Below are 12,602 nucleotides of genomic sequence, written 5' to 3' on the forward strand. Positions count from 1 at the left end.
AGAAACCATTCATTCGAAACATGAAAAAAGCCACACCTCATCGTGTGGCTTTCTATGATATTAGTATACTTTGTCACCATTAAAGATAGAGTTCTTCACAACCACATAATCAACGTGGCGGAGAGCATCAAGGTTCTTACCACCTGCATAAGAGATCGCGGATTGCAGATCTTGTTCCATTTCAATAAGGGTGTCGTGAAGAGCACCTTTATGCTCTACGAACATTTTCTTGCCTTCAACGTTCTTTTTCTCACCTTTTTGGAATTCAGATGCTGATCCAAAGTACTCTTTGACGAGCTTTCCATCACGTTCTGTTGTCTCACCAGGGGATTCTTCGTGTCCAGCGAAAAGTGAGCCGATCATGACCATCGATGCACCGAAGCGTATGGATTTTGCGATATCACCATGAGTACGAATTCCACCGTCAGCGATGACCGGTTTGCTTGCAGCTTTCGCACACCAGCGAAGAGCGGCTAGTTGCCATCCGCCTGTACCAAATCCAGTTTTGATTTTCGTAATACATACTTTACCTGGTCCAATTCCAACCTTCGTTGCATCAGCACCAGCATGCTCGAGCTCTCTGACTGCTTCTGGTGTACCAACGTTTCCGGCGATGAGGAAACTGTGTGGCAAGTTCTTTTTGATGTGTTTAATCATATCGATCACAGCTTCAGAATGTCCGTGTGCAATATCGATCGTGATATAGTCAGGGACCAAATTTTCTTCAGCAAGCTGCTCGACAAAACGGTATTCTTCTTCTTTCACGCCAATACTGATCGAAGAGATAAGTCCTTGCTTTTTCATATCACTCACGAAGGACAGGCGTCGCTCCGGTTGAAAGCGATGCATGATATAAAAATAGCCATTTGTGGCTAAATAAGTAGCGATTTTTTCATCTATGATCGTCTGCATGTTGGCAGGAACGACTGGAAGCTTAAACGAATGCTCACCTAGTGTGATCGTTGCATCACATTCAGAGCGACTGTTAACCACACATTTAGCAGGAATTAATTGAATATCTTCATAATCAAACACGTTTTCCATTATACACACCCCTAAATACGAATAATCTTTGTTAGTATTAAAAATATCGTTCGTCTATTACTTAATGTACATGACAAAGGTTTCCATGTCAAAACATATTTCAGCGATAGGAGGAATCATTGTGATTAGAAAAGCAAACAGTTGTGATGTGAAAAGACTCGCACATTTGATGGGAGAACTCGGGTATCCGACGAGCGTTGAGGATATGGAAAAAAGGATGTGCATTATGTTTGAGAACCAGCACTACCAGACTTATGTTTATGTTGAAGGTGATGTGGTAGTAGGAATGATCGGTTTTATGCATTGTTATCGGTATGAAAGTAGCGACTCGTATATTAGGATAAACGGTTTTGTCGTGGACTCACATGCGCGAGGAACAGGAATCGGAAAATCCCTTCTCCACTTTGCAGAATGTTGGGCGAAAGAGAACGGAGCATCGTTGGTGACATTGAATAGCGGTAACCGTCCTGAACGAATCGACGCGCATGCGTTTTATGAGCGGTGTGGGTTTGTAGGAAGTGCAACTGGATTTTATAAAAAGCTCTAGGCGCAAGTTATTATTCTCGTCCAAACCGAATATAGTTTACTAGTATTCGCTACGAGTCCTGCTTGAAGGGAGAGGACGGCTATTCAACAGCAGTCGATAGGTGATTTTCCGGTAGTGTTTGTACCTGGGTTATTTGGTTCGATGGGCGACGAGATCATTCCAGGCACAGGAGACTGGCACTTTGGCCTCGCAGGAATTGTGTACAAACCTTTCGTAAAGTTACTTGAAAAAGAACTTGGTCTAAAAGAAGGAGAGAATTTCTTCGTCTCCTATTACGATTGGCGTAAACCGATCGAGCATTCAGCGAGGCGGTATTTGTACGATACGATCCAACATGCGAAGAAAATTACGGGCAAGAAAAAGGTTGTCATCATAAGTCATAGTATGGGTGGATTAGTGAGTCGGTCTTATGTCGAAAGCAACTATTACAAATTCGATGTGAGTCAGCTTATCATGATGTGTACACCGAATGCTGGATCACCTCCTAATTTTAGTTATTGGACCGGTGGGTCATTACCTGGAGAACCAGGAGAGAAAGTCAACCTTGTCCGCCTTTATATGGATGCTTACCTCTGGCTTTTACCGAGGGTGACGAACATGAGTAGAGTTGATGCGATTCATGAATTTTTTAAAGGACTGAAAGATATTACGCCAGGGGCTGCTTATGGGAATTACCTTTTTATGAAAAATAACGATGGAGAATTTGGTGTCGTCCCATATCAAACGATGAATACGAAGAACAACTTCCTTGATCGCTTAAACAATAAGAGAGAAGTGATGAAGAAAAGGCATATTCCAATCACACTTATTGGAGGGATTGGTGAAGAAACCATACGGTATTTGGAGGTTGAACCGTCTGATTCACCGGATATCTGGATAGACGGTGAAGTGACGAATTCGTTGAAAACAGAGCTCGGAGATGGAAATGCGACGCTGAGCAGCGTGTTTTCGCTCGAAGGTGATAAACACATCTTTCAAGGTAGTCATAACGAAGTGCTGTATAAGAGTTTGCCGCTTCTTGCAAAAAAACTTGGACGATCGTGTGAGGAAGAGAAGTCGTATCCCTCTTTCAATGATTACTCGCTGATCATCTTGAAAGGGAGAGGGCACATTAAGCTGAAAGAGAAGACTGAACACATTAGTCACTTGTTGAGACCAGACACATCGACGTCAATCGAACACCATATGTCCGTTGTCCGGATTAAACAAATGTCTTGCCTTGTTGTTTCTCAAGAGTTTCTTCGTACGTACACGGTTAACTTTGTGCCTCACGAGCTACGAGATGTGGAGTATCTTCTGATTAAGAAGGGGAAGAGAACAGAGAGTCGTTTACATGTTAGTTCGAAAGATCCGATTCCTGTCAATGCATTGCTCACACTTTAGATGCCATAACGCAAAATGAAACAACGGATTATCCCGTTGTTTCATTTGGTTCAACGCCGATATAACATGCGATCCCTTTTTGCATATACTCAGCTAAACCTGCTCCATATTTGTCGATGTTTCGTTTAAATCGAGCGTCCTTTACATAAAGATCTCCAAGTCGGTAGAATTCTTCAAGAGTGTACGAGCCGTTAAAATAATCACATAAGAAATGATACCATTCATCGATGATGCTCTGCGTTTCAATCGAATGTGGCGGTATCGACGTTAGACTAGCGAGTTTTTTGTAAATGGTTTCAAGTGCGGCCTGCAATTCTTTCTTTTCACTATTTGATAAATGGTTCAATTGACTCATGCGAGCTTTCCTCATCTTCTGGTTACCATACTGTTTGCGAAAGAACGCAATCGCTTCAAACCTTCCCTTTTTATCCATAATACGACCTCCTTCCATCCTTAAGGAGAAAGAGAATGTTATTTTAAAATATATTCTAGGGAATCAGGGAGTATGACTTTCCGAATCATTGTCTTAACGGGTGGTACGTTAAAGAATAAAATTTTCGGAAATGCACAGATTTCTTTTCAGAATTGATGTAAACTTATGATGATAGCTGGTCGATTGTAATAACTTCAATAATGACATCGTTTTTTATTCCAGACGATTGTTATGAGATATAGAAGTGCTAGGCTAAACATGGTCTATGGTTGAATGGACTTTTACGAATAGTAAGCGTAGCGTGTAAGCTGGGGCGAAAATGTTTTTAAGTACAAAGCGATCGTTCATTCATGATCAGATGAAAAGTCTATTTTGAGTTGATCATTTCAACATTTCGGTATCATTGTTATACTAGTAAGAAAGTTCTGTATATTTTCGTCTTTTACTATAAATAAATGAGGGATGAGGTTATGATTGCACAAAATCAATTAGTAGACTACCTCGACCAAAACCTAGACGAATATCTTAATAGCTGGAAACGTCGAGTTAGAATCTCTGACGATGATATTTATAAGGATAAGGTAGTCGCGAATGGAAAACTAATGTATCAACTTGTTAGAACGAATATCGTTGATCCGATCGATGAAAATAAGATCGCTGAACTTGCGAAGCAAATAGCAAGGGAACGAGTTGAAGCGAATATCAACATCGGGGATTTTATTTATAATGTAAATTTAGGGAGAAGTGTGTTATTTGACCATATGACGCGATCGGATGTTTCTTCTGATGATCTTCTACCGATCCTTCAGTCGTTTAATGACCTGTTCGATACGTTTGCCTATCATGCTGTAACGGAATATACGAAGATCAAAAGTGATGAGTTACAGGAGAAGATTTCATACATAGATGAAACTCATCAAGAAAAGCTATCGATTTTGGGACAGATGTCTTCGAGTTTTGTTCATGAATTTAGAAATCCATTAACAGCCATCATGGGTTTCGTGGCCATCCTTAGGAAAGAAAATCCCGAAATGAAGTATCTTGATGTGATTGAGCATGAATTGAAACAGCTGAACTTTCGCATTTCTCAATTCCTTCACGTTTCGAAGAAGGAAATCGATGGAGTGGAAGAGGAAGAGTTTGAATTGGGTGAAGTCTTCAATGATATGATCGACTTCATTTACCCAAGCGTAGTGGACGTGGATGTTCACATTTCGAATAACATACCTAAAGGTTTACGGATTTTCGGACAAAAAGATAAGATCCGTCAAGTTCTTTTAAATATCGTAATGAACTCGATCGATGCTCTTAAGGAAATCCAAAGAAACCGGAAGATCAACCTATTTGGTGAGAAGCTAAAGGGTGAGATGAAGCTTCATATTTCGAACAACGGACCAGCGATACCTGAGAAAAAACTCGATACGATCTTTGAGCCGTTTTATACGACGAAGGAGCTTGGCACAGGAATCGGTCTCTATGTTTGTCAAAAGATCATCCAGAACCACAACGGTCAGATCTCATGTAAATCCGATGAAGATGAAACAACGTTTACCATTACGTTGCCTCTTTGTTAAGCTAATGTGAACAAGGATGTCATTTACGAGGGATAAGTAAATGGCTTTTCTTCGTGTGAAAATAATGATGAACGGGTATTTTATATAAAGTAGAGAGAGGTTAATCGATCCCATCGATTTTAATCGTAAAGCTAACGGAGGAAACGATGATCACTAAAAATGCAGGAAAGATGAGTAAACATTATTTCGTATCTTATTTCAACCTAGTGATGAATGCCAGGGGGTTCACGATAGACGACGCAAAAGCATTCGCGTTTAAAGAACTGTTCGATAACGACCGGAATGCCTATGGAAAGAGTACGTATCAAGAATTTGAAAAAGCGTATGAAGAGTTGAAAGAGGCATCTCAACCAAACGGGCGGCTAAACTGAAAGGACAGGCAGAGCCTGTCCTTTTCGAATTTAGAGAATCGTATATTCGTCGTGCTTCGCAACAACACGTTTTTCTTCGTCTTCAGATACTTCATGCCATTCGGCTACGATCGTGTTGTTTAAGATGCTGATAACCTTCGCTTTACGGCTACCTATTTGTACGTCACTACCGATTTCTGGGAGTATAATATCGTTCTCTACCTCCACGTAAAACCCCTCTTTTCCATTTAGAGTAGATACTATGATAACATAAATTATTTCGCATTCCTAATAATCAGGGGAAATTACCCTTTAATGATGGTGACAGGTTAGATAGCGCTTGCATCTTTTAGAGGAATACATAGATCTCACCGATCATATAATGAACAATAGCCTATTCTCTCCCCCCTCGTTAAGAGGGGCTTTTTATGTAGAAAAATACATGCAAAAGCTTCTGCACTCATGTACAGAAGCTGATGTGAGTTCTAGTAGTTACGGTCACGTCTGTCCTGGCGTCTTTGCTCGGACGGTTCTTCGTCCAAATCTGGCTCTTCTTCATCCATATTGTTTGGAGTATCACGTTCGCCCGGCTGGCGAATGTGACGTCTGTCCATGTCGTCATCTCTGTTGTTGTCGTAACGAACTGGATCGTAATTCACATCTTCAGGCTGTTGATTCATATCGTCTTGCTCTGGCGTACAAGCTGCTAATGAGCCTGTAGAAAGAGCAGCAACCATCGTTAATACTAAAGCTTTCTTCTTCATATCTTTTCCTCCTTAAATTTGATGGAATCGATTCTTAATATCACCATAGAAAAAGATTTTACTCTTAAAAAAAGCAGGATATTATTGTCAATCACATTGTCTTTGATCATACAAAGAAACGAATGATTTAAGTGAGGTTCTCATATGATATAGGGCATGTGAAAAGAGGTGGAGAGTGGATATGTCAGAGGAGAGCCTGCCGTTTTGCGCGCAAACGAACGATGTTGCGCCATTATTTCGAGCAACTGCTTACGATCCCATCAAAAAAGAAATCGTACAGGTTAGTCTAGAAGATTATCGCGGTAGCTGGGTCATCCTTTTTTTCTATCCCAGTGATTTCACATTTGTTTGACCAACAGAGTTAGCAGCGGTCGCTGCTAGTTATCCTGAATTAAAAGCGATCAACACGAATGTGTTAGGAATTAGTACCGATAGTGTTTATTCTCACAAAGTTTTTACACAAGTTTCTCCTTTAGCGGCAAAAGTCCGGTATCCTCTTGTTAGTGACCGGAATCATCAAATAAGCAAATCATATCGCGTATTAGAAGAACAGGCAGGAACAGCTTTACGTGGAACAGTGATCATCGATCCTGTTGGTATGATCCGCTCGAAAATGGTCTATCCTCCAGAGGTAGGCCGGAATTCATTCGAGTTAGTAAGACTTATTCATGCTCTTCAGTACCATAAAAAAACAGGAAAAGGTGTCCCGGCAAATTGGTCGCCTGGTCAAGAGGGAATCACGATCACAACAGAAAATATTGGTGAACAATAAAAGTAGCGAACTATTTTGCTGCTTTTTTCGTTGTATTATGTGAAGAGAGTGTGAAAAGAATTAAGAGATTAGATGAGACTATCTTCCTAATACGGTGGTTTGGGTCAAAAGAAGGGACAAATTTCGGTGAGAATGTGCTTTAATAGAAGTAATAGTTGGAATATCAATGGATAATCATTACTGAAATTGGAATTGAACGATGCAGCAATCTTCAACCTACGTTTATTCTTATTACATACAACTCTTTGATTATGTGCTGTTATGACGTAATCGATTCTACAGTAAAAATAGAACGGCTTTACCAAAATATTCGCTCAACTGTTACGTAACCATTACTTAAATGTTACAATTGTGTTACTACCCCAAAGAAAGTGTGGCTATAGTTATGTGTGGTTTTATAGGTGTTCTACGTACAGAACCAGGAAAATCAAACTATCATTCACAATCTGATCTAGTGAAAATGAACCAGGTCATTGCTCATAGAGGTCCTGATGATGAAGGCTATTATACCGATGATCATGTTTCGTTAGGGTTCAGGAGACTAAGCATCATTGATATTGAATCTGGACATCAGCCTTATCACTACGAGAACGAACGGTATTGGATGGTTTTTAACGGGGAGATCTACAACTATGTAGAGCTTCGTGAGCAGTTAAAAAAGCATGGCAAAACGTTTCAAACGGAATCTGATACAGAAGTAATCATCGCGTTATTCTCGGAAAAGGGTGTCGATTCGTTCGCTGATTTGCGCGGAATGTTCTCTATATTGATATGGGACAAACATGAAAATACCCTTTTTGGTGCGAGAGATCCATTTGGAATAAAACCTCTTTACTATAAAGAAAAAGATCATGATGTAATCTTTGCTTCTGAAAAGAAAAGCATTACGCTCCTGCAGGATTTTGAAGAAGTGGATCCAATAGCGCTTCAACACTATTTAAGTTTTCAGTACTCTCCGGAGCCAATGACACTCACAGACGGTATAAAAAAGGTCGAGCCAGGTCATTATTTTGTAAAAGAATTGGACAAACCTCTTCAGTTCCATCGCTATTTTCATGCGACATTCAACCCGATTCTTAACAGGGATGAGAAAGAGTGGACGAAACGTATCCAAGATGTTCTCATCGATTCAGTGAATGTACATATGAGAAGTGATGTGCCTGTCGGTTCGTTCCTTTCTGGCGGTATCGATTCTTCTATTATTGTGTCTCTGGCGAAACAAGTTAATCCGAACATCAAGACGTTTTCTGTAGGGTTTGAGAGAGACGGGTATTCGGAAGTAGATGTTGCGAAGGAAACGGCAAACAAGTTGAATGTAGACAATTATTCCTACATGATATCTGCCAAAGAATACATCCAAAAGCTCCCGAAGATTATGTTTCATATGGATGATCCTCTTGCTGATCCCGCGTGCGTTCCTTTGTATTTCGTCGCGAGAGAAGCTCGTAAGCATGTAACCGTGGTCCTTTCAGGAGAAGGAGCGGATGAGTTATTCGGTGGGTATAACATCTACCGTGAACCAGAAGCGCTTCGCATGTTCCAACCAGTTCCGACTAGTTTGAAAAAGATGATCAACAAAGTTGCGACCGTGTTACCAGAAGGAATGAAAGGAAAGAGCTTCTTAGAACGAGGTTCAACGGCACTTTCCGAGCGCTATATCGGCAACGCGAAGATGTTCGAGGAAAAAGAGAAAGAAAATCTGCTTCAAACCTACGATCCGAAAGAAACGTATCAAGAGATCACAAAACCGTTTTATAAAAATGTTCAATCAGATCATCCAGTGAATCAAATGCAGTATATCGATATTCAAACATGGCTCCGTGGCGATATTCTTCTTAAAGCTGACAAGATGACGATGGCAAATGCACTCGAGCTACGCGTTCCTTTTTTGGATAAAGAAGTCTTTAAGGTCGCGAGTGAAATTCCAGTGCATGAAAAAATCGCGAACGGAACGACTAAATCAATTCTTAGAAAAGCAGCTCGAGGCATTGTTCCTGACCATGTCCTCGACCGTAAAAAGCTTGGTTTTCCAGTTCCGATTCGACACTGGCTTCGAAACGAACTCTATGATTGGGCAAAGCAGCTGATCCACGTTAGTGAGACCGATTATCTCATCGATAAAAAAGTCGTTGCGGACTTATTGGAAGCTCACGTTCAGAAGAAAGGCGACTATTCCCGAAAAATTTGGACGGTTCTAGTCTTCATGCTTTGGCACCAAATTTTTGTAGAACGGATTTATTCGTTTGAAGAATTGCAGATGGAAGATGAGATCGAAAGCAAAATAGCGGCTTTTCGTTAAAAAAGCAGAGCCTGCCAGTATGTTGGCAGGCTTATTTTGTTTTGTAGCCGCTAACTGAACGTGGAATTTAGCTGATATCAGCGAAAATCTGAATTTATCGGCGAAATATGCCGAGTTATCAGCGAATTTTTCATTATATCAGCGAATGGGCAGCATTTATCAGCGAATTTTCAATTATATCAGCGAAACCGGTGTGGACTTCCCTGGTCAGACTGGAGTTGGAGGACAGGAAAGCAAAGGGGATTTCATACGTCTTATTGATCACATTCTTCCCAATAAGCAAAGCCCGCCACAATGTTGGCAGGCTTTTTCATATTTCTAATTTTCCATTTTATGTCCCTCTGAACCGCTCTCACCAAACCGTTTCTCAATTTGGTGGAAATCATCTTCGTGACCCGTGTAATAGGCGAGGCTATAAAGCTTTTCAAGTAAGTAATCACGATCCAGATCATAAATGAGTTTTTCATCGATGTGATCCATGGTGTTCTTACCAAATTCCCAAACTTGTTTCAACTTGTCCTTAGAGATCGATTGTGCAACAAGACTCAGTGCAAGGATGATCTCTGAGATGATAAGATAATTTTCACCAGCATAGTGACGAATGTAACCATATCCACGGTACAAATAATAGCTAAAGTTCTCAGACTCCATGATGACTCGCACACATCCATCATGATCAGCGAGGTATGGAGTGAACGTGATGTCTTTCTCGACTTCTAATAACAAGTCAGCCATCTGATGAATAATGGTGATTGCTGTTTTAGGGTCGTCGTTACCAAGTGACTTTACTCCGATCTCAGAGAGCTTCGTCATGCCCATCTTAATATCTTGAATCTCTGTTTCTTTATAACCGACTTCAAGAAATTTATGATATTTTTTCACGTTGATGTCTTTTGCACCTTCTCCCCAAAAAGTAAAAAGGGAAGTGCCTCTTAAAACGTAATCTCCAACTTTTTTCTGCAGCTGAATCACAATGCGGTCTTTCCTTGCTTCTTCAATCATACTTCGAAAGTCAATCAATTGAATGTAGCCTGATTCAATGGAACACGCTTCTTTTTCATTGATTCTTTCTTCTTTATCAAAGGTAACAGGTGTTTCACTTCTGAATTCTTCAAGCTCTTCGGATAGTGATTTCCTCACGATCGAGATAGATTCATTCTTCATGTTTGTGGCGATGTTATGTACCTGCATCCAGCTCGTTGCATGGTTGATGAATAGGATGAACGTCATCACGGTAATGAAAGCTAGCATGAATGTAACTGCAGGTATGACAACAAAATTTTCTTCAGACTGGCTAGTTAGGAATAGGAACGTAATAAGTACATACACGAAGCTTCCGTGGAAGATTCCGACAAAGTGTTGTGTGGTTCGATCTGCAACGAAGTTAAGAAGCATTCTCGGTGAAAACTGACCGCTAAATGTTGTTAACACAACGAGAACGGAGTTTAAGGTGAAAGCACTCAGTGTTAAGATTCCACCGATCAACGAACTTACGAGTAATCTTGTCGGTTGTGTGCTTGCATGCATGAGCTCAGGAGTGAATCGCGATAGCTCGACTGATAAATCGAGGTATAGGGTGAGCATAGAGAATAAGATTGAGCAAATAATATAGATAGCTGGCATATACCAAAGAGTGGATTGAAGCTCATGCTTTCGCACGCTCTTCGGCATATCAAAATATTTGCGCAGCTGCCAGGGTAGGAATTTTTTTAACATGACTGCGACTCCCTTCTACCATTGTCTATAGCGTTTTTCCCCTGGGGTACATTGGTAAAACTCGAATTCTGTTTTTTATATATTTTACTTAAAAGGGCAAATGTGATACTTTCTTTGGTCACGCGTAACCACTAACTGTTAAGGATGGATAAAAGAGGCGCATTCCGGAAAAAGTAAGACGTGAATCATCATTCTTAATCTTAGCTGGTAAAGTAGGTGAAAAAATGGGAGCCGAAAAAGTCATCCTTTATGCCATGTTTGTAGGTGGACTCTTGTTCTTTTTCTATAGTTTGCGCAAGCCTCCGATAAAGGATTGGCTACTTGCCTTCTTTATTACAGGATATTTTGCACTGATTCTCGGAGTGATGGTCGTGGAAAGCGGCATGCTGTCCTATCCCGTTACGATTTTTCCCTATTTTGATAGCAGCCCTCTGTTCGAACTCGTACTTTTTCCTGTATTAAGTCTCCATTATTATCAAACAACGTATCATTATTCGTTTAAAGGTTACCTTTTAAAAGGATTTATGTATACGTCGATCCTCACCATTACTGAAGTTTTATTTGAGAAATTTACAGATTTAGTTCAGTACAATACGTGGAAATGGTACTACACCTTTATAAGTGTTTATGTATTTTTTGTCATAATTCGATGTCTTTTACAATTCATCAGTAAATTGCCTGATCAAGAACAAAAAGAAACACACTAGAATGCTCTAGCGTGCTTTTCAAATTCGTTCCACCGGATTATTGAAGAAAGGGGAACCATCTACCTTACTTATAGAGTATGTCCAGGAAGTTAAATTGGCTTGGACGAGCAACCTGATGCATGTGTCACGAATGTATGAATGACGCCAAAGTATTAAATACTATCTCCATACCAATAAAGAGTGGGGGTACACCTTATGTACAAAAAAGTTACCTGGTGCCTGAGCCTCATGATAGGTCTCGCACTATTGTTTCAAGGGCCTTTTGCAAGTGCACAGCAACCTTCTTATGCGGAATGGGGAAAGATAGCGATTCAAGAAACAAAAAAGCAATATCCAGAGGAAAGTGTTACGGAATACACGTATGATGGTAAGGTGTTTATTTCTGATGAGAGGCATCAATATAATTTCGACTTCACCTTAAAATCCAATGGGATGAAGAAGAATGTTCGTGTATACGTACTCGTAAACGATAAAAAGAAAGAATTGATCGACGTATACTTCGATGATGTAGAAGAGTTTTAATGAGAAGCAGCTGGAGACAGCTGCTTTTTCCATGTGGTAAAGAAGGGATTTTTGCCTTTAGAGGGAATTATTATCTAAACCTTCTAGGAACAAAGGAGAGAGAGGAATGAATGTAATCAGAAGTAAGAAAGACATTGAAGAGCTGCTCATGACCTTCAACAAAATTGCGAACTATGATTCAACCGGGGGAAAACATTATATCGTTTTTAAAGACAGCGATCGGGATGGACAATGGACGGTGATGAAATATGATGAAGCGACTTACTCCGTACATGGTAAGGGAAAATCCTATTGTGATAAGGAAGAAACGTTCGTATCGATAGAGGAACTTCAAAAGATGCTTTGGGAAAACCGAAAAGCTGTGAATAAGCTGGTGAGGGAGGCAAAGGCGTTGATGGCGTGAACGTCAAGCTTACACGTTTTTGTTCAAGGATGAACAAGCATAGGCAAAGATTTCTATACGTGATTCTGTTATTATAAAACTTTACAGA

13 protein-coding genes and 1 pseudogene are annotated in these 12,602 nt (G+C 40.3%); 9 read left to right on the forward strand and 5 right to left on the reverse strand.

Translation table 11 applies throughout. From position 1 onward, the window contains the following. Positions 1–60: 60 nt before the first annotated feature. Positions 61–1,044 carry a GMP reductase gene (guaC, locus tag ACXAHI_RS16150; protein ID WP_474849584.1) on the reverse strand — a complete coding sequence of 328 codons (984 nt, stop codon included), beginning with the start codon at positions 1,042–1,044 and terminating at the stop codon, positions 61–63. A gap of 121 nt (positions 1,045–1,165) precedes the next feature. Between guaC and ACXAHI_RS16155 the strand changes: the two genes are divergently transcribed. Continuing rightward, positions 1,166–1,591, forward strand: coding sequence for a GNAT family N-acetyltransferase (locus ACXAHI_RS16155; protein ID WP_474849586.1), 426 nt, complete (start codon positions 1,166–1,168; stop codon positions 1,589–1,591). Positions 1,592–1,732: 141 nt separating this feature from the next. Then, positions 1,733–2,623 (forward strand): annotated as a pseudogene (locus tag ACXAHI_RS16160) (alpha/beta hydrolase); the annotation flags it as partial. A 379-nt stretch (positions 2,624–3,002) separates the two neighbouring features. On the opposite strand, the gene ACXAHI_RS16165 reads toward ACXAHI_RS16160, so the two are convergent. Continuing rightward, entirely contained in the window at positions 3,003–3,407 is a 405-nt protein-coding gene (locus ACXAHI_RS16165; RefSeq protein ID WP_474849588.1) for a TipAS antibiotic-recognition domain-containing protein, read from the reverse strand. Between the two features lie 470 nt (positions 3,408–3,877). On the opposite strand from ACXAHI_RS16165, the gene ACXAHI_RS16170 reads away from it, so the two are divergent. Together ACXAHI_RS16170 and ACXAHI_RS16175 are read left to right on the forward strand one after the other, a co-directional pair. Next, on the forward strand, positions 3,878–4,981 hold the full coding sequence (locus ACXAHI_RS16170) for a histidine kinase N-terminal domain-containing protein (protein ID WP_474849590.1): 1,104 nt from the start codon (positions 3,878–3,880) through the stop codon (positions 4,979–4,981). A 146-nt stretch (positions 4,982–5,127) separates the two neighbouring features. Continuing rightward, entirely contained in the window at positions 5,128–5,352 is a 225-nt protein-coding gene (locus ACXAHI_RS16175) for a hypothetical protein (protein ID WP_474849592.1), read from the forward strand. Positions 5,353–5,382: 30 nt separating this feature from the next. Here the strand turns inward: ACXAHI_RS16175 and ACXAHI_RS16180 are convergent, their stop codons facing one another. Continuing rightward, the gene (locus ACXAHI_RS16180) at positions 5,383–5,559 is read right to left on the reverse strand and encodes a hypothetical protein (RefSeq protein WP_270181398.1); all 177 of its coding nucleotides are present in this window, start codon (positions 5,557–5,559) and stop codon (positions 5,383–5,385) included. 257 nt (positions 5,560–5,816) lie between these two features. Next, positions 5,817–6,095, reverse strand: coding sequence for a hypothetical protein (locus ACXAHI_RS16185; protein WP_270181399.1), 279 nt, complete (start codon positions 6,093–6,095; stop codon positions 5,817–5,819). Positions 6,096–6,276: 181 nt separating this feature from the next. Between ACXAHI_RS16185 and ACXAHI_RS16190 the strand changes: the two genes are divergently transcribed. Further along, positions 6,277–6,867, forward strand: a complete 591-nt coding sequence (locus tag ACXAHI_RS16190; protein ID WP_474849595.1) for a peroxiredoxin — start codon at positions 6,277–6,279, stop codon at positions 6,865–6,867. A gap of 385 nt (positions 6,868–7,252) precedes the next feature. Further along, entirely contained in the window at positions 7,253–9,166 is a 1,914-nt protein-coding gene (gene asnB, locus ACXAHI_RS16195) for an asparagine synthase (glutamine-hydrolyzing) (RefSeq protein WP_474849597.1), read from the forward strand. Between the two features lie 318 nt (positions 9,167–9,484). On the opposite strand, the gene ACXAHI_RS16200 is transcribed toward asnB, so the two are convergent. Then, positions 9,485–10,882: a DUF2254 domain-containing protein gene (locus tag ACXAHI_RS16200; RefSeq protein ID WP_474849599.1), complete on the reverse strand. Its 1,398-nt coding sequence runs from the start codon at positions 10,880–10,882 to the stop codon at positions 9,485–9,487. Between the two features lie 224 nt (positions 10,883–11,106). Here ACXAHI_RS16200 and ACXAHI_RS16205 point away from each other — a divergent pair, with 224 nt between their 5' ends. The 3 genes from ACXAHI_RS16205 to ACXAHI_RS16215 all read left to right on the forward strand — a co-directional run bounded on the left by ACXAHI_RS16205 (position 11,107) and on the right by ACXAHI_RS16215 (position 12,514). After that, positions 11,107–11,589 carry a CBO0543 family protein gene (locus ACXAHI_RS16205; RefSeq protein ID WP_474849601.1) on the forward strand — a complete coding sequence of 161 codons (483 nt, stop codon included), beginning with the start codon at positions 11,107–11,109 and terminating at the stop codon, positions 11,587–11,589. Between the two features lie 195 nt (positions 11,590–11,784). Beyond that, a complete protein-coding gene (locus ACXAHI_RS16210) occupies positions 11,785–12,111 on the forward strand; it encodes a DUF3889 domain-containing protein (protein ID WP_474849603.1) in 327 nt (108 codons plus the stop codon). Between the two features lie 106 nt (positions 12,112–12,217). Further along, positions 12,218–12,514: a hypothetical protein gene (locus ACXAHI_RS16215; RefSeq protein WP_474849605.1), complete on the forward strand. Its 297-nt coding sequence runs from the start codon at positions 12,218–12,220 to the stop codon at positions 12,512–12,514. Positions 12,515–12,602 lie beyond the last annotated feature (88 nt).

It is taken from the genome of Anaerobacillus sp. ABD4_527 (assembly GCF_056160805.1).